This window comes from Pseudoselenomonas ruminantium (assembly GCF_900104055.1).
Taxonomy (GTDB): domain Bacteria; phylum Bacillota; class Negativicutes; order Selenomonadales; family Selenomonadaceae; genus Selenomonas_A; species Selenomonas_A ruminantium_C.
Genome location: NZ_FNJQ01000007.1, coordinates 61,720 through 82,313 on the forward strand (window position 1 = coordinate 61,720; position 20,594 = coordinate 82,313).

The 20,594-nt window shown below is 52.6% G+C and carries 21 protein-coding genes and 5 tRNA genes; all 26 read right to left on the bottom strand.

Features of this window, described 5'->3' with window-relative positions; translation table 11 throughout:
• Positions 1-44: 44 nt before the first annotated feature.
• Positions 45-677 carry an SMC-Scp complex subunit ScpB gene (scpB, locus tag BLQ59_RS04730; protein ID WP_074571776.1) on the bottom strand — a complete coding sequence of 211 codons (633 nt, stop codon included), beginning with the start codon at positions 675-677 and terminating at the stop codon, positions 45-47.
• The gene (locus BLQ59_RS04735) at positions 670-1,395 is read right to left on the bottom strand and encodes a segregation and condensation protein A (protein WP_074571777.1); all 726 of its coding nucleotides are present in this window, start codon (positions 1,393-1,395) and stop codon (positions 670-672) included. The genes scpB and BLQ59_RS04735 overlap by 8 nt, the downstream gene beginning before the upstream one ends.
• A 7-nt stretch (positions 1,396-1,402) precedes the next feature.
• Positions 1,403-2,029 carry a site-2 protease family protein gene (locus BLQ59_RS04740; protein ID WP_073089483.1) on the bottom strand — a complete coding sequence of 209 codons (627 nt, stop codon included), beginning with the start codon at positions 2,027-2,029 and terminating at the stop codon, positions 1,403-1,405.
• On the bottom strand, positions 2,030-2,599 hold the full coding sequence (locus tag BLQ59_RS04745; protein WP_074571778.1) for an NUDIX domain-containing protein: 570 nt from the start codon (positions 2,597-2,599) through the stop codon (positions 2,030-2,032).
• A gap of 110 nt (positions 2,600-2,709) precedes the next feature.
• Positions 2,710-2,783 (bottom strand) — tRNA-Cys (locus tag BLQ59_RS04750).
• Positions 2,784-2,790: 7 nt separating this feature from the next.
• A tRNA-Gly gene (locus BLQ59_RS04755) sits at positions 2,791-2,866 on the bottom strand.
• Positions 2,867-2,876: 10 nt separating this feature from the next.
• A tRNA-Cys gene (locus BLQ59_RS04760) sits at positions 2,877-2,950 on the bottom strand.
• A gap of 6 nt (positions 2,951-2,956) precedes the next feature.
• Positions 2,957-3,032, bottom strand: a tRNA-Gly gene (locus tag BLQ59_RS04765).
• 2 nt (positions 3,033-3,034) lie between these two features.
• A tRNA-Asp gene (locus tag BLQ59_RS04770) sits at positions 3,035-3,111 on the bottom strand.
• A 119-nt stretch (positions 3,112-3,230) separates the two neighbouring features.
• Positions 3,231-3,713, bottom strand: coding sequence for a hypothetical protein (locus BLQ59_RS04775; protein ID WP_074571779.1), 483 nt, complete (start codon positions 3,711-3,713; stop codon positions 3,231-3,233).
• A gap of 71 nt (positions 3,714-3,784) precedes the next feature.
• The gene (locus BLQ59_RS15955) at positions 3,785-4,408 is read right to left on the bottom strand and encodes a hypothetical protein (protein ID WP_176756727.1); all 624 of its coding nucleotides are present in this window, start codon (positions 4,406-4,408) and stop codon (positions 3,785-3,787) included.
• A 3-nt stretch (positions 4,409-4,411) separates the two neighbouring features.
• Positions 4,412-4,711, bottom strand: a complete 300-nt coding sequence (locus BLQ59_RS04785; protein WP_074571780.1) for an STAS domain-containing protein — start codon at positions 4,709-4,711, stop codon at positions 4,412-4,414.
• 32 nt (positions 4,712-4,743) lie between these two features.
• Positions 4,744-6,612 (bottom strand): condensation domain-containing protein, encoded by a 1,869-nt coding sequence (locus tag BLQ59_RS04790; protein ID WP_074571781.1) that lies wholly within the window; start codon positions 6,610-6,612, stop codon positions 4,744-4,746.
• Positions 6,613-6,687: 75 nt separating this feature from the next.
• Positions 6,688-7,104 carry an ATP-binding protein gene (locus BLQ59_RS04795; protein ID WP_074571782.1) on the bottom strand — a complete coding sequence of 139 codons (417 nt, stop codon included), beginning with the start codon at positions 7,102-7,104 and terminating at the stop codon, positions 6,688-6,690.
• 2 nt (positions 7,105-7,106) lie between these two features.
• On the bottom strand, positions 7,107-9,275 hold the full coding sequence (locus BLQ59_RS04800; protein ID WP_074571783.1) for a SpoIIE family protein phosphatase: 2,169 nt from the start codon (positions 9,273-9,275) through the stop codon (positions 7,107-7,109).
• A 5-nt stretch (positions 9,276-9,280) separates the two neighbouring features.
• Positions 9,281-10,990: an MATE family efflux transporter gene (locus BLQ59_RS04805; RefSeq protein ID WP_218122869.1), complete on the bottom strand. Its 1,710-nt coding sequence runs from the start codon at positions 10,988-10,990 to the stop codon at positions 9,281-9,283.
• Between the two features lie 132 nt (positions 10,991-11,122).
• Complete coding sequence (locus tag BLQ59_RS04810; protein WP_074571785.1) at positions 11,123-11,482, bottom strand: hypothetical protein; 360 nt, start codon at positions 11,480-11,482, stop codon at positions 11,123-11,125.
• 465 nt (positions 11,483-11,947) lie between these two features.
• Positions 11,948-13,666 (bottom strand): DNA repair protein RecN, encoded by a 1,719-nt coding sequence (recN, locus tag BLQ59_RS04815; protein WP_074571786.1) that lies wholly within the window; start codon positions 13,664-13,666, stop codon positions 11,948-11,950.
• A 14-nt stretch (positions 13,667-13,680) separates the two neighbouring features.
• Positions 13,681-14,133 carry an arginine repressor gene (gene argR / locus BLQ59_RS04820; protein ID WP_074571820.1) on the bottom strand — a complete coding sequence of 151 codons (453 nt, stop codon included), beginning with the start codon at positions 14,131-14,133 and terminating at the stop codon, positions 13,681-13,683.
• 35 nt (positions 14,134-14,168) lie between these two features.
• Entirely contained in the window at positions 14,169-15,038 is an 870-nt protein-coding gene (locus BLQ59_RS04825) for an NAD(+)/NADH kinase (protein ID WP_256324608.1), read from the bottom strand.
• A gap of 26 nt (positions 15,039-15,064) precedes the next feature.
• Positions 15,065-15,874: a TlyA family RNA methyltransferase gene (locus BLQ59_RS04830; RefSeq protein WP_074571787.1), complete on the bottom strand. Its 810-nt coding sequence runs from the start codon at positions 15,872-15,874 to the stop codon at positions 15,065-15,067.
• On the bottom strand, positions 15,874-17,745 hold the full coding sequence (gene dxs / locus BLQ59_RS04835) for a 1-deoxy-D-xylulose-5-phosphate synthase (RefSeq protein WP_074571822.1): 1,872 nt from the start codon (positions 17,743-17,745) through the stop codon (positions 15,874-15,876). The genes BLQ59_RS04830 and dxs overlap by 1 nt, the downstream gene beginning before the upstream one ends.
• A 19-nt stretch (positions 17,746-17,764) precedes the next feature.
• Positions 17,765-18,646, bottom strand: coding sequence for a polyprenyl synthetase family protein (locus tag BLQ59_RS04840; protein WP_176756729.1), 882 nt, complete (start codon positions 18,644-18,646; stop codon positions 17,765-17,767).
• 2 nt (positions 18,647-18,648) lie between these two features.
• Complete coding sequence (gene xseB / locus BLQ59_RS04845; RefSeq protein WP_074571788.1) at positions 18,649-18,888, bottom strand: exodeoxyribonuclease VII small subunit; 240 nt, start codon at positions 18,886-18,888, stop codon at positions 18,649-18,651.
• Positions 18,888-20,093, bottom strand: coding sequence for an exodeoxyribonuclease VII large subunit (xseA, locus tag BLQ59_RS04850; protein WP_074571789.1), 1,206 nt, complete (start codon positions 20,091-20,093; stop codon positions 18,888-18,890). Before xseA ends, xseB begins: the two co-directional genes overlap by 1 nt.
• Before the next feature lie 62 nt (positions 20,094-20,155).
• Positions 20,156-20,584, bottom strand: a complete 429-nt coding sequence (nusB, locus tag BLQ59_RS04855) for a transcription antitermination factor NusB (RefSeq protein WP_074571790.1) — start codon at positions 20,582-20,584, stop codon at positions 20,156-20,158.
• Positions 20,585-20,594 lie beyond the last annotated feature (10 nt).

A 20,594-nucleotide genomic window follows, 5' to 3' on the forward strand; every position in this document is an offset into this window, starting at 1 on the left:
CCTAAGACACCTCATCCGTCAGCCTTACGGCTGACACCTTCCCCTCAAGGGGAAGGCTTATCTTCGGCTTTCAATGTTTCTGTATTCTCTTGCAGATGCTGCATTTCCTGGAACAGCTCCATCTGCTCGTTATCGAGCGCGGCCACGGCTTCTTCCGTACTCGGCAGTTCCGGCAGGTCCTCCAGCGTGTTTATCCCAAAACAGCGCAGGAAGGTATCCGTCGTGCCATAGAGTATCGGCCTGCCTAAGACTGGCTTGCGGCCTACCTCAGCGATAAGTTCCAATTCCAACAGTTTCTGCAGGGCGCGCTCCACGCGCACACCGCGGATATTCTCAATCTCCGCTTTCGTGATTGGCTGCTTGAAGGCCACGATGGACAGGGTTTCCATAGTCGGCGCCGATATCTTCCGGTCCACCACCTGGCTCAGCCGTTCCACCGTTCTATAGGCCTCAGGCCGGGTGGCGAGCTGATAGCCGCCTGCAACCTGCCGCAGGGTAAGGCCGCTATGGCGTTCATCGAGTTCTGCCTGCAGGCGTGTCAATGTATTCTGGGTTTCCACCACACCCATTTCCATGATATGGGCGATTTCCTTCACGCTCATGGGATTGCCTGCCGCAAAGAGCACGGCTTCCACCAACCCCGTCGCCGCTACTTCTGCCCGTTCTTTCTCAGGCATGGACTTCCTCCTCCCGGACACAGATATAGATTTCCGCAAATGGCCGCTGCTGCCTGACCGTGACCGTCCGCAGTTTCATGAGTTCCAACAGCGCCAAAAAGGTTACGATCAATTCGCTGCGCGTGCCCGAGCGAAACGCCTCCGAAAACAATAATTTTCCCCGGCTGCGGCCCAAGAGCAGGATGATGTCCTCCATCTTGCCCTTGATGCTGTATTCCTCTGGCTCCACCAAGGCTTTTGGGATGGTTAGTTCTTCCTTCACCAATAAGACCGTACGGAATGCATCCACCAACAGATCCAGCGACAGATTTCCCGGCGGCAGATGATGCACGGGCAGCTCCATGGGCTCGCGGGCCACAAACCGCTCCTGTACCCCTGCCATATCGCCCAGGACCTGACTGACCTGCTTGAACTTGCGGTATTCCAGGATCCGCTGCACCAGTTCAAAACGCGGATCTTCCTCCGGTTCTCCTTCCTCTTTGGGCGCTTTGGGCAGCATCATGCGGGACTTGATCTGCAATAAGGTCGCGGCCATCACCAAAAAGGAGCTGGCAATCTCGATATTGAACTCCCGGAATTTATCCAAATAGTCCAGATACTGCCGCGTCAGCTCCGCTATGGGGATATCGTAGATATCAATCTTGTTCTTCTCAATCAGATGCATCAGAAGGTCCATCGGACCTTCAAAGGCATCGAGTTTAAATTTGTAATCTTCCATGCAAAAATCAGATAAAAGGACTCAGCAACAGCCTGAAGATCTGCCAGATCAGATTGCGGCAGGGAATCAGGATCATGCTGAGCACCGGCGTCATCAACAATACAATCAGGATAAGGAAGCTATAGCGCTCCAAGCCCGCGAGTTTATAGGCCATATCCCGGGGCAGCAGCTGCATGAGTACATGCGAACCATCCAACGGTGGCAGCGGAATCAGATTGAAGATACCGAAGCCGATATTATACTCGATAATCAGCCGGAAAACCATGTAAACGCCAGCCGTCATATCGCCGCCCATACGGTCAAACACCACCAGCACCACCAGGGCCAGAAATGCCGTGACAAAATTCGCCATGGGGCCAGCCAGCGACACCAGGATATCATCCCGCTGGGGATTCTTGAAATTGCGAGGATTGATCTGCACGGGCTTGGCCCAGCCGAAATGCACGAGGAAAAGCATCAGCATACCAATCGGATCGATATGCGCTTTGGGGTTCAGCGTCAGCCGCCCCATGAGCCGCGGCGTAAAATCGCCCAGCCAGACCGCCACTTGGGCATGAGCATACTCATGGATTACCATGGCGATAATCAGACCTGGCAGGCCTGCAATGATCATCATCGGATTGAAATCAAACATTTACTTCTCCCTCCGGCTGCGTTCGAGCATCAAAATAGCGGTTACCGATTTAGCATCATAGATCTCGCCATTCAGCACCAATTCCACGGCCTCTTCGAGCGGCATCTTCACCACGTTGATGAACTCATCTTCGTCTGTATGCTGCTTGCCAGCTTTGAGGCCCTCTGCTGCATAGATATGGATGTATTCATTGGAAAAACCAACCGTCGTTGCCACGGTCGTCAGTTTCGTGATGCGTTCCGCTTCATAGCCCGTCTCCTCCGACAGTTCCCGGGTTGCACAGTAGAGCGGATCTTCATCCGGCGCATCGAGCTTGCCCGCCGGAATCTCTAGCGTGATGCGGCCGATCGGATAACGGTACTGCTTCACCAGGATAACCTGGCCATCCTCCGTCACAGGAATCACGGCCGAAGCGCCGGGATGCTTGATCCACTCCCGCGTGGCTTCATTGCCGCTGGGCAATTTCACCGTATCACGCTTCACATGAAGCAGATTGCCATCAAAAATATCTTCGCTGCTGATTTTTTCTTCAACCAACTCTTTGTCTAAATCCTTGTCTGTCACTGCCATCAATACAGCCTCCCCAAATTCATATACTACATATTTTACAATATTTGTCCGCTGACTTCAATACAGAAAAGCCTTCCCCCATCAAACAGGAGAAGGCTTGCATTTCATTATGGAGGCGACACTCAGAATCGAACTGAGGATAGAGGATTTGCAGTCCTCGGCCTTACCACTTGGCTATGTCGCCATAATAATGGAGCGGAAAACGAGACTCGAACTCGCGACCCCCACCTTGGCAAGGTGGTGCTCTACCAACTGAGCTATTTCCGCAGTATGAAATTGGAGGCGACACTCAGAATCGAACTGAGGATAGAGGATTTGCAGTCCTCGGCCTTACCACTTGGCTATGTCGCCATAATATGGAGCGGAAAACGAGACTCGAACTCGCGACCCCCACCTTGGCAAGGTGGTGCTCTACCAACTGAGCTATTTCCGCAGTGGCGACCCGAAGGGGACTTGAACCCCTGACCTCCGCCGTGACAGGGCGGCATTCTAACCAACTAAACTACCGGGCCGTCTTTACTTTTTGCCGCCGTCGTTCAGCGACATGTATTATTATACGGATAACCCCCTGCCTTGTCAACACCTAAATTACAAATTTTATAAAAAACTTTATAAATTTATTTTTAGGTGCTTAATAATTGCCGGAAATATCCACGACTTTATTGAACAAAGACCGGTCCATCTCGTCAATGGCGCGCCACTTTCCCTGACCGCTGCGGGTGAGAATCTGCGTGCCTTCCTGCTTGAAGGAAACCGACTGCACAGGCTGTGCTTCGCCCTTGCTGTTGACATTCTTGATCTTGGCCTGCCATTCCTGGGTATTCTTGTTGGTCGTAACAGAGCCTGCCACAATGAAGACCTTATCGCCTTCAAATGTATAGACAAAGACATCCTTGATAGGCTTTACTTCCGGTTTTTCCGTTCGTTTTTCCTGCTGAGGCTCAGGTATCCTGTTGATTTTCGTTTCTGCTTCGTTTCTGGTGGCCACAGTGGTTTCGGTTATCTGCTGACTGGCTGGCGCTTGAGGCGATTCTTTCGGCCATAAAAAAGCCGTCGCCGCGCCGAGCAGCAACAAACCGAGGATTCCGCCACTAACGATTCTGCGTCTATTCATGGTGCACCTCCGCGTAAATTGTTACCCCATAATTATACAAGAAAGACCTTGCCCGGGGCAAGGTCCTTGTCCTAAGTTGTCACAGGAAAATTTTTTTTGATGATCATTTCAATGTCATTGCCTTTAACATATACCCGGATATCATCGGCGATATTGGCTACGATGGATTTTTCCAATTCCTCCAGAGCCGCATCCATCGCGGCATCCTCATCGTCACCATTCTGCTCCATATCTTCCCGGTATTTATCCAAAGACCACATATAGCCATCTGCAGCCAAGGCCACACCGCCGAGGCTCATGATCTCAGCGCCGCCCATGGTTACGCGCTGGCTGTACTCCATGCTGTAGAGACTGTCCTCGATGAAATCCTGTATCTTGCCCATGATTCCCACCGACGCTTCATTGCGCTGCTGGGAAGAAGTTTCGATAAGCTCCTGTTTCTTTTCAAAATTCATGGGAGAGGAAGCCTGCAGATGAAGGATACAGCTGCACTCAGGGGTGCTCTCCATCCAGAATTCTGCCACGAATTCGCCCACGATAGCCCGCACCATGCTCATCGTTTCCTCAGCCAGCAGGCGGGTGCGGCGGGCGCAGCGTTCATCAAACCCCATATCCCGGCTGAACTCCTCCACGGCATCCAAGGCCCAGGGCATGCCGCTGCCGTTGCTGTTCACGGTAATCTTTCTCGTCTTCATAGCTTAATCCTCAATCGTCAGGAAATCAATGAAGCCTGTCATTTCCAGGACATCCTTCACGTCAGGATTAACATGGGTAAGCTTCATCGTGCCCTGCTTTTTCATCCGCTTCTGCGCCAGCAAGAGCACACGGAGGCCTGCCGAAGCCACATACACGAGTTCCTTGAAGTCAAAGGTCAGTTCCGTGATACCCGCCAGGTCATTCTGCACCACTTTATCCAATTCCGGTGCCGATACGGCATCCAGACGGCCTGTCAACGCAATCTGCAAGGCACTGCCATTCAATTCTTTTTTGATTTCCATAGTAAATTGCTCCTTCCATATTTGAGGATTCGTCAGGATTGAATCCATAAACGCTGATATTTTTCCATCTGCTTGCTGATGTGTTTGATGATATTCTTTGCCAGCAGTGGTGATTTCTCCAAGATCAGGCTTGCCGAAGGCAGGGGCACAGACAGGATAACCGCCTGCTCCGTCAGCACTTCTGCAGCCATACGGCTTTTCCTTTCGGGCAGCAATGCCGTTTCATTGAGCCAGCTGTTCTCCTTCTGGATATCCAGCGTATAATACCAGCCGTCCCCGGTTTCGATGCTGCGGGCCACGCGCCCGGATACGAGAAAGATCAGATTTTCCTCAATCTCTTCCTCAGCAATCCGGTCGCCTTCAAACCGCATGGACAGCCTGGCATGATTCATGAACAGCTGGATGATGCCATGATCGCATTCCTGCAAAAGCGTGAGCCGGGACAGATAATCCTGGAGCACAGCCCGATTCTGCGAATCTGCTTGACCGTCTTCCACCTCCATCTGCAGCCGTTGCTGCAGCCGCAACATGAAATCTGCATAAGTAGCATTCCAGTCCGTCAGCATCTGCTGCAGGACCAGCAGGCATTTCTGCACCAACAGTTTCATATTCTGTCCCGGGAAATTCCCCTCGCCATAGAGCATGGTAAATATGAGCTGATGATCGTCCAGCCGGAAGCTGATTCCCAGCTTGCTGTCGCGACCATCCCAGGAATTCTGCATGACCAGCTTGCCAGTCGGCGTCCCCGTTACTTCGCTAAAGGATTTTGACTCACAGAAAAAGTCACAGAAATTCAGGAAATGATCGAAGGCCTTGTTTTCCTGCCCCAGGATTTCCTCAATATCGTCCCTGCCCATATTGGCATAGGGCTGCGAGATGACAAATTGCTGGAATGCCTTAGTCACAAGCTCCTGCACAGTGGGATTTCCCTGCACCTGCAAGCGGACCGGCACCAGACTCGGAACATTCCCTAAGCTGCAGTCCGCCTGTTCCCGGCGAGGCACCAGCAGGCAGTAGCCCACATCCTGCGAGCTGTTTTCCAACTGCAGCAAGAAGCCCCAGGCCGTCTGCAGGATGGACATCAGCATCCTTTTATTGGATCTGGCCCGCAGGCGCAGGTCCGACAGGATATTGGCCGGTACGCGGGCAACATAGGCCCGCTGTTTGTGACTGAGTCCACTCCCCGGCATGTATTGGGGAATCTGGCAACTTCCCGGAAAATGATCCAGTATCTTGCGCCAATAATCCCGCACAGAAGCTGCCATGCTATGAGACTGCGTCTGGGCGACCAGCATTTCCATCTGACCGCTCTTCCATGGCATATCCATCGCCATGGCAAAGACCTGACGCACATTGAAATTGGTCAGCACCGCCTGTACGGCCGTCACCAGCACCGCATATTCATCCTGCTTGGTATGCAAGACTGAAAAGCGCACGAGGCAGCCACTGCGGCTGTCAAAGCCCTGACGCAGATCCGCATCCATGATTCGGCGCAAGGTAGCATCCAGCTCCTCACCATCGACGCCTTCGATATTGCGGAAGACGACCGGCGCAGTCTGCTGACGCTCCTTCAGCACGACCGCCAGCAGCCGCCCGCCCACCGAACAGTAATTCATGCGCAAGGCATCTTCGGCTGCGGTCAGCTGATTCACAGCCCGGGAAAAACGTGCCGGCGAAAGTTTCCCTTTCAACTTGTATAGATTCTGCAGGATTGCGCCAACCGGCTGAATGGCCAACGTATGGCTGAACAGGGATTTTTCTGTAGCTGACAGTTCCCGCACATAGACGATATGATTGGGCGAATACCCCCGCTCATCGGACATCTGGCCACCGTAAAACTGTTCCAACACATTACGTTCCGGCTCGGGTAAATCCGCAACATGCAGTTTTGGCAATTCCATAAAAACACCCCTCTTGTTGTGGATGTTGCTATTCATCATTACTTCTAGAATTCGCCTCTTAACAGGATTTTCCTGCTAGAAATACTTCCGCAACGTAAGAATGTTTTTCCCCTGCTGATACGCATAATGGACTTCATCCATATTCTTCTTCACCAGATAGATGCCCAATCCGCCAATAGCACGGTCCTCCATCTTCTGCTCCAGATCCGGTTCCTCCCGTGACAGGGGATCGTAGGGCTGGCCGCCATCGATAAACACCAGTTCCAGACCTGCAGGTTCGTTCAGGATTTTTCCCTGCACAGTAGCCTTTCCCCCTGCTTCACCATAGGCATAATTGGCAATATTGACAAAAACTTCTTCCACCGACAGTTCTATCTGCATCTGCGCTTTTGCCGAAACCATTTCCTCAGCCAAGAGCGTTTCTACAAATTCGTTGACCAATGGCAGATTCTCCACAGTGGCTGCCAGACTTATCTCCTTTGCTGATTCCATGCTCACACCTCCTCCGCCTGCTGCGCTTGTCCGTTATACACCAAGGTCAGCATGGTGATATCATCTGACTGTTCAGCTTCGCCCACATGAAGTGACAGGGATTTCTTCACTTCGGCCATCAGGTCTTTGATTGGCTTGTCTGCAGACGCATTCAGGCAATCCTGCAACCGTTTCTCACCAAAAAGTTCTTCGGTTTCGCTTAACGCTTCCGTAACGCCATCGGTATACAGGAACAGCTTATCACCGGGTTCCAGCAACAGTTCCTGCCCCTGATAATCCAGCTCATCCATACCGCCCATGACGAAATTCCGCTTGACCGGCAGATAAGTAAACGTCTGTTCTTTTCGGGAATAAAGCAAGGGCGGATTATGTCCCGCATTCACATAGACAAACCTGCCCGTACTGATATCGAGCATCCCCACAAAGGCCGTGACAAACATCATGGCATCATTGTTCTGACAAAGCTGGTCGTTGGTACAGGACACCACTGCCGCCAAATCATCTTCCCCCGTCATGGTCAGGGCGAAGTTCTTGAGGATGGTCTTGGAAATTACCATGAAAAGCGCTGCCGGCACGCCCTTGCCGGAAACATCGGCGATGGTGATGACCACATGATTCTCATCGAGCATATAGAAATCATAGAAGTCGCCGCCCACTTCCTTGGCTGCATGCATGGTGGCATAGATATCAAATTCTGACCGTTCCGGGAACGGCGGAAAGATATTGGGGAGCATGCTTTCCTGGATGTTCGTCGCCACATTGAGCTCAGTGGCAATGCGTTCCTTTTCCGCCGTCACCTTGGTGAGATTCTTCATATAGGACTGCAGCTCATCCGTCATCGCGTTGAAACATGTAGACAGGTGTTCGATCTCATCACCGGTGCGGATATCCAGTTTCTTATCCAGATTGCCGCTGGCAATCTCCCGCACGCCATCCGAAAGGTCAAGGATTGGATGAACGAAGCGCTCCCCCATGCGCCTGCCCTGCCAGGTCACGCCGGCAATGATCACGAGGATCACCACCACCATGGCCAACATGACCATGGTCATATAGGTATTCATATTGCCTACGTTCTTCCGGGCAATAGCCAGCACATCCTCCCGGGCCTGTGCCTCTGTTTTCAGTACCTGTTCTGCATCAATGGCCGCGGCAAAGCTCCAGCCTACCTGCTTGATTGGTGCGAAGGCCAGATAGTATTCTTTTCCGTTGATGGTTATATTGCAGGCCCCTTCTTCCCCCTTGGCCATTGCCTTGATGGCCTCGGCCATGCCTTCATTGTCCAGATTGCGCAAATCCTGCTGCAAGTTTGCATCGCTGCCGATGATGTTGTTCTCATCCTTATAGAATAGGATATGGCCATTGTTGTCCAGCACGAAACAGGTTTCCGCCTGCGCGTTGAGTACCAGCTGGCTGATGTTTTTCAGATAAGTGGACATCGCCACCACGCCAGCAAAGCTCCCATACGCCTCATATGGCATGGTGCAGGCAATGCGCAGGCCGCCGCTGAAACTGTCCGGATAGACTTCGGTAAACGTCATTTTCCCTTTCTCCTGTGCCAGCCGATACCAGGGACGGCTCGTAGCATTGAACGTCAACGGCGTATTCGACGCATCATTGGCAAAGCGGGCGGCAGAATCCGTATCCACGGAGATCGTGAAGCCATTCTTCGAGGCCACGCTGATTGCCGTTCCCTCACCATTCTGCCTAGCGACCTGCAGCATAAGGTCCTGCAGATTCGCCGTCAGGCCGATCTCCCCGGCTAAAGCTGCCTTATTGGCATCTGCAGCATATTCCAGCTGGGGCACCAGCCTGCCCGCATTTTCCCGGCGCGGCTCATTGATGCTGCGCGGCGCAAGTTCCCCGGCATGTTCACGCAGCCAGCCGGCTTCCCGCCCCATAAGCTCGGTACGGTCGGCGATACGCTGCAGTTCCAGTGCGATCTGACTGGCTTTCTCACCGGCAAACACCTGCAGCTGTTTTTCGGCTTCCTGCTTCAAGGTATTGCTGACCGCCAGCGCGGCTTCTTCCCCCATCTCCCGGCCATCACGCAGGGAATTGTCCCGGGCCCCCATCATGCCCAGCAAGGCAATGCCTCCGAGCAGCAGCAGGGATACTACACTGCACAGGAGCACCAGTCGCTGGACCTGATAGCGTATACTGCGTCTTCTCATATATCTCATCCCCTTCTTTTGCCAATGGTAACGATGGTCGTATTAAAACCTAAGATACGCACATATTCGATTTGGGTTGTGAGCTTCCGCACCATCAGCAGTCCGGAAAATTCTTCCCCCTGATCATCCAGGAACTTCACAGGATTGAATGGCTTGCCGGCATCCCGTACCTTCACGACGACGCTTGCCCCATGACAGCGCACGAACACATCGATATGCCCCGACTCGCCCAAACCGCTGTGTTCGGCGATATTGACACATAACTCTTCCACAGTCACCTGCGCAGCATATGCCTGCCGGGAATCCAGGCCATCCTGGAGCTGGCAGAATTCTTCTACGGCCAGCACAGCTTCGGCCGCAGCACCTATCGTGGCGGGAATGCTGGCCTCCCATACATCATGGGCATCATCCTGCTGCAACATCAGAAAACTGTCGGTTCCCTGCTTCCTGGCCCTGCGCCGCATATAACAGACCAGCCACCCCAAGGATATCAGCGCCGACAATGCCGGTGCCAGCCACATCAGAGCAGGGTTGCATAAAGACAGTGCATAGAAGAGCGGCACCAGCAGAATGACACCCTCCAACAGGGAAAACATCGTAGCTGCCCGCTCCTGCCGGGTGGACTGATAAAAAGCCCGCATAACGAACACATGGGCCAATAGCAGCATATACAAAAGACTGATCCGCAGATAAAGGATCAGTTCCGGCGTAATCTTATCCGCGGGTACACCATAAAAAGCGATAAAGGATTCCGGATAGGAAAACAGGAATAGGAACGCTCCCAAACACAAGCCAAATGTCAACCGCAAGGCCCTTCTCAGTACCTGCAGGGCACCTGCCTTATCCATCTCCCCATAAAGCGCTCCGCAGACATTGGACAGTGCTGTGCTCGAACCGTCCGCAAACATCCAGGCATAGAGCAAAGCAGCATTGCACAGGGAAACCGTCAGCGCGCCCATATCCCCCAACGTGTCCACGGCAATGCTGTTGATTGCATAGTGGCGCACTACCAAGCCAAACGGGATCAGCGCCATGGGCAGGCCGATCACGCCCATCCGCCGCAGCATGGATTTTTCCACGCCTTTCAGGCTGACCAGATGCCAATTCCGTTCAGCGCGCCGCCAATATGGCACGAGCAGCAACAGCGAACATACATAGCCCGCTCCGGTAGCCCAGCCCGCTCCGGCGATTCCCCAGCCGCATAGGGCAATGAAAACATAATCAAATACCAGATTGCAGAGATTGGCCACCACGGGAATGGCAATAGCCAGTCTATGTTCCCCTTCCAGCCGCAGATAGGCAGCCGTACCGTTGGCCAGCACGAGCAACGGACCGGTCAGCCACAAGGGCCCCAGATAATCCTCGACCATGACCGCCAGCGAACTGTCGCCAGCCAGCAAGCATGCTGTCGGCGCCGCCAAAATCCAGCCTGCCAGCCCCAGCACGCCCAAGATCAGCGTGCCCCAGCCCAAAGACAGGGAAAACACCTTATCGCAGGCTGCCCGATCCCGGGAACCAATGAACTGGGCCGCTAATGTCACACCGCCATCCACGAAAAGAAAAAAGACAATATTCCTGGCATAGTATACAGGCATAGTCAGATTGATGGCCGCAAACGCATCCGGACTCAATAAGCGGCTTACTAGAATGCCATCCACGATTGCTGCCAGATACAAGGACACGATAAAGGCCATCGTGGAGCCCAGGTACTCCATATATTTCTGTTGCACTAAAATCCCATTACGTTGCATGAACATCACCCTTTAAGATGATAATTCAATATCGAACAGACAAAAACCTGCAAAAATATCACCATATTTTTCATATGGATTGCATATCTACTCCTATCACGCGACATTCATACAATAATAGTAATATAAAAACATATCCCCAAAATAAAAATCCAATCCATTTAATAAAGCAGAATTATCAAAATTGTTATCTGTCAACTCTCCTACATATTGCATATTCCTTCCGCACTTAGGACAACGCATCTCTATAGGGTCACTCAAAAAAACCGGATCCCCACCCAGCCTGCAAAAATATTCACGCCCCATGCATTCAATAAATTCTTCTTCATTGAAATCGTTCAATCGCTCTAATTTCACTCTAAACGCAAGAAAAGGATAACTGAATTTATCCACTTTATCCTGCTGCCACGCCTCTGACGTATCCGCTTCCAACAACTGTATGGACAGTTTGCTCATTTATATGATAATATTGTCTTCCCCAGCAGGTAGAACAATTCACACATGAAATTAAAGGAAGCTCATTTAACGAACACTTAAGCCAATTAAGATTATTATCTTTGATGTCTAATGTCAACAGTTGCGGATATGAATCTTCACAAATTGGACAAACAGGAGATAAGTATTTTCAGTCAAAATTCCATCTGGAAACTTCTTGCCGATGTCACCATAAGATATCCATTCGTTCTTCAAATAGTAACCATTTTCATCACGATAGATTGGATTATACTTTGAGATTCTAATACTAATCAAATATATCCATCCCCACTTCTACATAATTTGTGAACGCCACAATATTTACTTGTCAATTTTCTCACCATTGTAGCACAAAAAACCGCCCTGCTGGCTATATACCAACAAAGCGGCTATTTCTCATAATCAGCTTCACTTATTACAACACAATGAGCAAAAGCGTTTTCCGTTTCAATTATTTTTATTTGCGCTGAACTTATTCTTGACCAGTTTGGCATGGCTGACCATTTCCTTGGCGTTATCCAGCGATGCCGTGGTCACATCGACGCCGGAGGCCATGCGGGCGATTTCGCTGATGCGTTCGCGTTCGGTCAGCGGGCGCACCTGCGTTACCGTCGATTCACCAGCGCTGGTCTTGGCAATATAGAGATGAACATCGGCCATGCAGGCAATCTGCGGCAAATGGGTGATGCAGAGCACCTGCTTGTACTGAGCCACAAGAGCAATGCGCTCAGCCACCATCTGGGCAGTGCGGCCACCGATGCCGGTGTCGATTTCATCAAAGACCATGCTGGGCACGGAAGAGTCCCTCGAAGCAGCCACGGTCTTGATGGCCAGAGCAATACGTGAGAGCTCGCCGCCCGATGCGACCTTGGACAGGAGTTTTTCTTCCTCACCGGGATTCGCGGAAAAATACATGGCTACATTGTCGGCACCGTTAGCGAGGAATTTATCCGCCGGCGTCACGCGAATATGGAACGAAGCCTGCAACATGCCCAAAGCAGTCAGCTGGCTGCCAATGGCTGTTGCCAACTCGCCAGCTGCCCGCTGGCGCATCTTCGTCAGATTGTCAGCCTTAGTCCTCAGTTTTTCTTCCAAAGCTGCGATTTCCCTTTCCAATCTGGCCATATCGTCATCGTAATTTTCGATATCCAACAGTTCCTGCTGCACCTTCTGCTGATGTTCCAGCACATCGGCTATAGTCGCACCGTATTTACGACAAAGGCGGTCAATCACATCCATGCGGCTCTGCAGCCTGTCGAGTCTGGCAGGCTGAAATTCCAGTGACTCGCCATAATCGCGCAATTCAGAGGCAGCCTCCTGCAGGGAGATATAGGCCTCTTCCACCATGGTATAGGTGTTTTCCAATGAGTCGTCATAGCGGCTCATATCCTCAAGGTTCTTCTTGACCTTAGCCACGGCCGTAAGCACAGCCTGACCGCCGCCTGCTCCCACATCCAGCAGATTATAGGATTCTTCCACGAAGCCGGCAATCTTTTCGGCATGGGAAAGCTTACGGATTTCCGCATCCAGCTCCTCATCCTCATTTTCCTTGAGCTCTGCCTCGCTGATTTCCTTGTCCTGCCAGCGCAGCATATCGAGCCGCTGGGCATATTCCCGGGCAGCCTGCTCTTTTTCCTTATGCTCCTGCTGCTTATCCTTCCAAGCGGTATATATCTGTTTATAGCCCGCCAGCGCTTCTGTCAGGTCCGGATCATATTCATCCAGCAGGGCAAACTGGCTTTCTTCTTTTAGCAGGGCCAGATTCTCGTTCTGACCGTGGATATCCACCAGGAAAGCGCCAATCTGCTTGAGAACCGTCAAGGTTACATGACAGCCATTGACCAACACCATGCTGCGCCCGTTTTTCGTGACTTGCCGGGTGATAATCAGCATGCCTTCCGAATCATCGATAGCCTGACCGGTCAACAGCTCATGGAGACCCAGGGATTCATCATCCAAGGTAAATACCGCTTCTACTCGCAGCCAGTCGCAGCCGGTACGGATGGCATCGGCCGATACCCGCTGACCGAGGATTGCCCCTAAGGCATCAATCAGGATGGATTTGCCCGCGCCGGTCTCACCTGTAAGGATATTGAGCCCCTCACCGAATTCCACCTGCACATGCTCAAGCAGGGCAAAGTTCCAAACCGTAAGTGTTTTCAGCATCGCCGTGATCCCCTTTACTCCAGAAATGACATGAGTCTCTTGGTGACGATTTCTGCAGCAGCCTTGGGCTTCACGATGATGAAGATATTATCATCCCCGGCAACCGTACCCAATACTTCGGGCCAGTTGGCATGGTCGAGGGCCGAAGCTACCGTATTGGCGCCGCCGGGCAGCGTCTTGACCACGACGATGTTTTCGCTGTAGTCGCAGTTCACCACCGTATCCCGGAACAGGCGCTGCATGCGTTCCTCGGTAAAGATTACAGCATTCTGCATGGGATAGGCATAACGATAGCGTCCGTCACCCGTGGGTACCTTGATCAGCATCATTTCCTTGATATCCCGGGACACAGTAGCCTGCGTGACCTTGATGCGCTGTCCGCGCAGGGCATCGGCTAAATCCTCCTGGGTTTCGATAATCTGGCTGCCAATGATACTTTTGATCACAGCCTGACGTACACTCTTCACCTTTTCACCTTCCCGCTTGGTTGTTTCTTTTTGGCTCATGATTCCACCCCGTTGTTTTTCCAAAGTTTGGTGCGTAAAATCTGATAATAATCCTTGTCCTCAAATTTGATAATGCCAGCCTGAGCCGTGGATTTCATCACGGTCACTTCATCCCCCGGCAATAGGCGGAAACTTTCCTGACCGTCAAAGGTCACGATGATATCCTGATGGATGGCGGCAATCTTGATATGCACCACATCATCCTGCCCCACCACTAACGGCCGCATATTGAATGTATGCGCACAGATTGGCGTTACCAATAGTGCCTGAATGGACGGGCTCATGATAGGGCCGCCTGCCGACAGGGAATATGCCGTGGAACCAGTGGGTGAAGATACAATCACACCATCCGCCTTATAATCCATCAGATGGGATTCGTTGATGGACAAGCCCAAATGCAGCATACGAGCCACACCGCCCTTGGTCACCACCACATCATTGATGGCATGTCCCAAGAAACGCTCCTCCCCATCGGACTTGGCAAAACCGGCCAGAAGCAGACGATGTTCAATGCGGTAATCGCCGTCCAAAAGCTTCTGCAGCTTCGTCTCCAGCTCCGCAAGTTCAATATCTGCCATAAACCCCAAGGTGCCGATATTAATGCCACATACCGGCACGGCACTGGCTCCATAGCGGCGGCAGACACCCAGAAGTGTCCCATCGCCGCCAATGGACAGGGCGATATCCGCCTGCTGTTTTTCGATATCCGGCACGCCTAGATATTCCAAATCAAAATAGCGCGATTCATCCACCGGCAGCATCAGCCGCACATCTTTATCCTGATAAAAGTTCAAAATCCGCCGCAACACTTCCGGAGACTGCGGCTTGCTCACATTAGGAAATATAGCAATGGTCTTGATTGGCATACACACCGCTCCTTAATTGGCCCGTTTTATTTGTCCAATTCGCCGTGGGCCTCAGCCACCACCTGCAGGATACGCTCTTCGGTGACCGTGTCCTCTTTTGTCAAGTCTTTGGACAGGCGAATCAGATATTCAATATTGCCCTCTGGCCCCTTGACCGGTGAGAACGTCAATGCCATCGTGCAAAAACCGATTTCGCGGGCAAAAGCTGTGACCTTGCGAATGACATCCTCATGTACCTTAGGATCGCGGACTACGCCCTTCTTGCCGACATTTTCCCTGCCGGCTTCAAACTGTGGCTTGATCAACGCCACGACTTCACCGCTGTCATTGAGCAGCGTATGGGTGACAGGCAGCACCTTGGTCAGGGAGATAAAGGCCACATCAATAGAGGCGAAATCCAGCATAGTACCGATATCATCGGGTGTCACATTGCGGATATTCGTGCGCTCCATATTGACCACACGCTCATCAGTGCGCAGTTTCCAGGCCAATTGACCATAGCCCACATCGATGGCGAATACCTGCACCGCACCATTTTGCAGCATGCAGTCGGTAAAGCCGCCAGTGGAAGCGCCAATATCTGCACAGCGCTTGCCCTCGATGGCCACGCCAAATTCTTTCATCGCCTTCGCCAGTTTCAAGCCGCCCCGGCTCACATAGGGGATATCGTTTCCCAGCAGACGGATTTCAGCCTCTGCCTTTACCGTGGCGCCGGCCTTATCCACCTTCTGATTGTCCACGAGGACTTCACCGGCCATAATCATGCGCTTGGCTCGTTCCCGGCTGCCCGCCAGTCCGCGTTCTACCAACAATATATCTAAACGTTGTTTTGCCATTACTTCAATCTTTCCTTTATTCGTTCTGCCATCTGTTCCGGCTGCAAGCCGCAAAGCGCCAAGAGTTCTTCCTGCGTGCCCTGCTCCACAAACTGGTCCGGCAGGCCCAAGCGCAATAGATCTACGCTGCGCGCCAGACCACTGTCTGTCAGATATTCAGCCACACCGGAGCCAAAACCGCCCACAAGGGAGTTTTCCTCCACCGTTACCAACAGGTTCACATGACGCAGCCGCTGAATCATCTCCGTATCCAAAGGCTTGGCAAAGCGCATATTCACTACCGCAGCGGAAATTCCCTGCTGCTGCAGAAGCTCTGCTGCTTCCAGCGCCTTATACGTAATCGGCCCTAACGCCAGGATGGCCACATCACTGCCATCCCGCAAAAGCTCGGCCTTGCCCACCGGAACCTCACGGAATCCAGCCTGCAGTTCCACCCCTATGCCATTGCCACGAGGATAACGGACTGCCGCAGGACTCTCCATTTTGACAGCTGTTGCCAGCATATCCCGGAGCTCTGCTTCATCTTTCGGCACAAAAACTGTCATGTTAGGCATATGCCGCAGATAAGACAAATCAAATGCCCCATGATGCGTGGGGCCGTCGGCACCGACCAAACCAGCGCGGTCAAGACACAGGGTTACCGGCAGGTTCTGCAGGCAGACATCATGCATGAGCTGGTCATAGGCCCGCTGGGCAAAGGTGGAGTAAAGTGCCACCACCGGATGCTTACCATCGGCCGCCATACCAGCAGCCAGCGTTACCGCATGTTCCTCGGCAATGCCCACATCGAAGAAACGGTTGGGATATTCCTGACCAAACGCCTTGAGCCCCGTACCGCTGGGCATTGCTGCCGTGATGGCCGTGATATTGCTGTCCTTGTCTGCCAGTTCAATCAGCGCCTTGCTGAAAACCGAAGTATAGGATGGCGCACCATCCTTTGGCAGACACTTACCTGTTTCCTTGTTGAACTTGCCAATGCCATGGAACTTGTCCGGTTCCATCTCCGCAGGCGCATAGCCCTTGCCTTTTGTCGTATGGATATGAATCAGCACCGGACCATTCATTTCCCGGGCACTTTCCAAGATTTCCTGCAAGAGGCTGATATTGTGTCCATCCACCGGCCCGATATAGTGAAACCCCAGCTCCTCAAAGATACCCCCGGGCACCAAAGCTGCCCGGACACTGTCCTTGACCACCTGTGCCGTACGGAAGGCCTTGTCCCCGATATGGGGAATGCTCATGAGCAGGCTGCCCATATCCTTTTTGGCTTTGTTGTACTGCGGTGTGATGCGGATTCGTGACAGGTATTCGCTGAGTCCGCCGACGTTCTTATCGATGGACATCTCGTTGTCATTCAGGATGACAATCAGCTTCCGGCCGATATCCCCGGCATGGTTAAGGGCTTCCAATGCTTCGCCGCCGGTCAAAGCGCCATCGCCGATTACCGCAATCACTTCATTTTTCCGGCCGCTCAAATCCCGCGAGATGGCCATTCCCAACGCCGCCGAAATGGACGTGCTGGCATGGCCGACACCGAAAGCATCATAATCGGACTCAAACCGGTTGGGAAAGCCCGTGATGCCCCCCCTCTGGCGCAGCGTACGGAACCTGTCCCGGCGTCCCGTGAGTATCTTATGGCTGTATGCCTGATGGCCTACGTCCCAAATCAGCTTATCCTTCGGAAAGTTAAAGACACTGTATAGAGCCAGCGTCAGCTCCACAGTTCCGAGACTTGGTGCCAAATGTCCCCCATTTTCCGCCACCGTCTCCACAATAAATTCCCGCAATTCCCTAGCGAGCCGCTCCAACTCGCTGACGCTATAGCGTTTGACATCAGCGGCTTCCTTGATTTTTTCTAAAAGTGGATACATGATCATCCGCACTTCCCCATTATTTATTGCGTTTTACCAGATAGGCCACCAATTCCCGCAGGAAATCCGCCTCTTCCCCAAATATCTGCAAGGCGTCAATAGCCGTATCCACGGCTTCCTGAGCCAGTTTCTGCGCCTCTTCCAAAGAAGTCAGCGTCACATAGGTGGACTTGTGATTCTTTTCATCACTGCCCACTGGCTTGCCAATCACAGCCTCATCGCCAATGACATCCAGGATATCATCGGTGATCTGGAAGGCCAGGCCGAAGTTATCGGCATAAGTGGTCAGCGCTGCGAGTGCCTTTTCATCCGCACCGCCCAAGATGGCACCGCTGCGGATAGCAGCCCGGAACAGGGCGCCAGTTTTGCCTAAATGGATATTCTTCATGGTCTCCATGGAAATCTGTTTGTCCTCGGATTCCATATCGAGGGCCTGACCGCCCACCATGCCATCCGGACCGGCTGCCTGGCTGATTTCCCGGGTAACCTGCACGAGCTTATCTGCGCTGACGCCCTGCTGGCGCAGGATCACTTCAAAGGCCAGCGTCAGCAGTGCATCGCCAGCCAGCGTAGCCATACCGGCGCCATAGACCTTATGATTGGTCAATTTGCCGCGGCGGTAATCATCATCGTCCATGGCGGGCAGATCGTCATGAATCAGGGAATAAGTATGGATCATCTCCATCGCACAGCCCGTAGTCAGATAGTCCGTGCCCTTGGCACCAACCGCATCGGCTGCGGCCATCAACAGCACCGGACGCAGGCGTTTGCCGCCGGCCATCAGGCTGTATTTCATGGACTCACAGAGCGTCTTGTCCAAAGGATTTGCTTCGTTCAGTTCTTTAACCAGCTGCGCTTCTACCAAAGCACTGCGTTCCTGCCAAATTTTCTTCAATTCCATGGTTATTCCCCTTCTATGTTTAGTTCTGCTTCCACAATCTTATTGCCGTCTTTTTTGATGACCAGATCCATGGCCGCTTCGGCCTTGGCCAATTCCTGCAGGCAGGCTTCGCCAAGCTTCATGCCCTCCGTGTAGTTAGCCATCAGCTCTTTGAGGCTGGTATCGCTCTGCTCCATCGCTTCCACGATAGCCTCCAGCTTGTCCAATGATTCCTCAAAGGAAAGTTCCTTTTTTCTTGGCATTACCTGTCACCCTTTTCCTCTATCATAAGTGCCCGCACGGAAATGCTGCCATCCCGGAGCGTCACTTTCAGTTCATCATTTACCGCCACGGACTTTACGCTCGTGACCAGCTTATCCTGTCTGGTCAACAGGCCGTAGCCTCGCCCCAGCACGGCTGCCGGATTGATGGCTGCGAGCCGGTTCATCACCAGTCCCAAGCGATGCTGCTTGCTCTGTAAATTCTGTTTCGCGCCTTTCTGCAGGCCTTCCAACAGGAAATCCAGCCGCTGGCGCCGTTCGGCCAACAGGTTCTGCGGCTCCCGCAATACGCGGTTTTGCAGGATATTTTCGAGTCGCGTCCTGCGGGCGGCTATCTCCCTTCGCATCTGACGCGTCAATTGACCAGTCAGATTTTCCACCTGACGTCTGATTTCTGACCGGTCAGGTACGGCCAGCTCTGCCGCCTGCGAAGGCGTTGCAGCCCGCATATCGGCGGCAAAATCCGCCAGCGTGAAGTCCGTTTCATGCCCCACGGCGGATATCAGGGGCACTTTAGCGGCCGCAATGGCCCGTACCACTACTTCCTCATTGAAGGCCCATAAATCCTCCATGGAGCCGCCGCCCCTGCCCGCAATGATCACATCCACGGGATATTTGCGGGAGAAAAAGTCAATGCCAGCGGCAATCTGTTCCGCCGCGCCTTCGCCCTGCACTTGCACAGGATAAAGCACCAACTGTACCGAAGGCCAGCGCCGCTTGGATACCCGGTAAATATCCCGCAGCACGGCACCGGCTGAACTGGTCACGACGCCGATTTTCTTGGGAAATAGTGGCAAGGGGCGCTTTCTTGACGAATCAAACAGGCCCTCCGCCGTCAGTTTTTCCTTGAGCTGCTCAAAGGCCAGCGCCAAATCTCCTGTTCCTTCCGGCAACAGGCTTTCTGCATAGAGCTGATAGACGCCATCCCGCTCATAGACCGAGATGCTGCCAGATGCCACCACCTGCATGCCATTCTGCGGTACAAAACGCATGTATTGGGCATAGCTCCGGAACATGACACATTTCAGCGCGGAACCGGCATCCTTTAAGGTAAAATAACAATGACCAGAAGGATATTTTTTGAAATTGGAAATCTCTCCCCGCACGGCAATCCCTCTGAGGATTGGCTCGGCAGAAAGCAGGTCTTTTAGATAGCGATTTACCTCGCTGACGGAATGAACAGCCACAAAAGTCCCCCCATACATACGAAAATGCCAGCCCAAACTTGGGGGCTGGCAATTTTTGTCACTCACTGAGCCTTCATCATTGCTCCGAGTATACCGTTGACATAACGGCTGGAATCATCCGTACCAAACTTTTTCGCCAGTTCCACAGCTTCGTTGATGGCAATATTGGGAACAAGTTTCTCCTCTGCGAAACGAATCTCATATGTTGCCAGCCGCGTGATATTGCGGTCCACCGTTGCCATGCGCTCAATTTTCCAATCTTTGGAGCTGGCGGCAATCAGGCTGTCAATCGCTGACAGATTCACCCGGGTACCATGCACCAGCGTCTTGATGAACTCGCGGTCACGCTTGCTCAAAGGAGTCTCCAGCTCCCCTAACACCGTATCAATGGCGAGCGTCTCATACTGCTCCTGCTGTTCTGCCTCACCGGGATTCAAATCTAATTGGAAAAGCGCCTGCAGGGCTGCTTCCCTTGCTTGTCTACGACTCATTACTTACCTT

Bases quoted from the DNA above. Each gene is read 5' to 3' on its own strand.
- scpB (WP_074571776.1), bottom strand. From the start codon at position 677: ATGCCTGAGAAAGAACGGGCAGAAGTAGCGGCGACGGGGTTGGTGGAA.
- BLQ59_RS04735 (WP_074571777.1), bottom strand. From the start codon at position 1,395: ATGGAAGATTACAAATTTAAACTCGATGCCTTTGAAGGTCCGATGGAC.
- BLQ59_RS04740 (WP_073089483.1), bottom strand. From the start codon at position 2,029: ATGTTTGATTTCAATCCGATGATGATCATTGCAGGCCTGCCAGGTCTG.
- BLQ59_RS04745 (WP_074571778.1), bottom strand. From the start codon at position 2,599: ATGGCAGTGACAGACAAGGATTTAGACAAAGAGTTGGTTGAAGAAAAA.
- BLQ59_RS04775 (WP_074571779.1), bottom strand. From the start codon at position 3,713: ATGAATAGACGCAGAATCGTTAGTGGCGGAATCCTCGGTTTGTTGCTG.
- BLQ59_RS15955 (WP_176756727.1), bottom strand. From the start codon at position 4,408: ATGAAGACGAGAAAGATTACCGTGAACAGCAACGGCAGCGGCATGCCC.
- BLQ59_RS04785 (WP_074571780.1), bottom strand. From the start codon at position 4,711: ATGGAAATCAAAAAAGAATTGAATGGCAGTGCCTTGCAGATTGCGTTG.
- BLQ59_RS04790 (WP_074571781.1), bottom strand. From the start codon at position 6,612: ATGGAATTGCCAAAACTGCATGTTGCGGATTTACCCGAGCCGGAACGT.
- BLQ59_RS04795 (WP_074571782.1), bottom strand. From the start codon at position 7,104: ATGGAATCAGCAAAGGAGATAAGTCTGGCAGCCACTGTGGAGAATCTG.
- BLQ59_RS04800 (WP_074571783.1), bottom strand. From the start codon at position 9,275: ATGAGAAGACGCAGTATACGCTATCAGGTCCAGCGACTGGTGCTCCTG.
- BLQ59_RS04805 (WP_218122869.1), bottom strand. From the start codon at position 10,990: ATGGAGTACCTGGGCTCCACGATGGCCTTTATCGTGTCCTTGTATCTG.
- BLQ59_RS04810 (WP_074571785.1), bottom strand. From the start codon at position 11,482: ATGAGCAAACTGTCCATACAGTTGTTGGAAGCGGATACGTCAGAGGCG.
- recN (WP_074571786.1), bottom strand. From the start codon at position 13,666: ATGCTGAAAACACTTACGGTTTGGAACTTTGCCCTGCTTGAGCATGTG.
- BLQ59_RS04825 (WP_256324608.1), bottom strand. From the start codon at position 15,038: ATGCCAATCAAGACCATTGCTATATTTCCTAATGTGAGCAAGCCGCAG.
- BLQ59_RS04830 (WP_074571787.1), bottom strand. From the start codon at position 15,874: ATGGCAAAACAACGTTTAGATATATTGTTGGTAGAACGCGGACTGGCG.
- dxs (WP_074571822.1), bottom strand. From the start codon at position 17,745: ATGTATCCACTTTTAGAAAAAATCAAGGAAGCCGCTGATGTCAAACGC.
- BLQ59_RS04840 (WP_176756729.1), bottom strand. From the start codon at position 18,646: ATGGAATTGAAGAAAATTTGGCAGGAACGCAGTGCTTTGGTAGAAGCG.
- xseB (WP_074571788.1), bottom strand. From the start codon at position 18,888: ATGCCAAGAAAAAAGGAACTTTCCTTTGAGGAATCATTGGACAAGCTG.
- nusB (WP_074571790.1), bottom strand. From the start codon at position 20,584: ATGAGTCGTAGACAAGCAAGGGAAGCAGCCCTGCAGGCGCTTTTCCAA.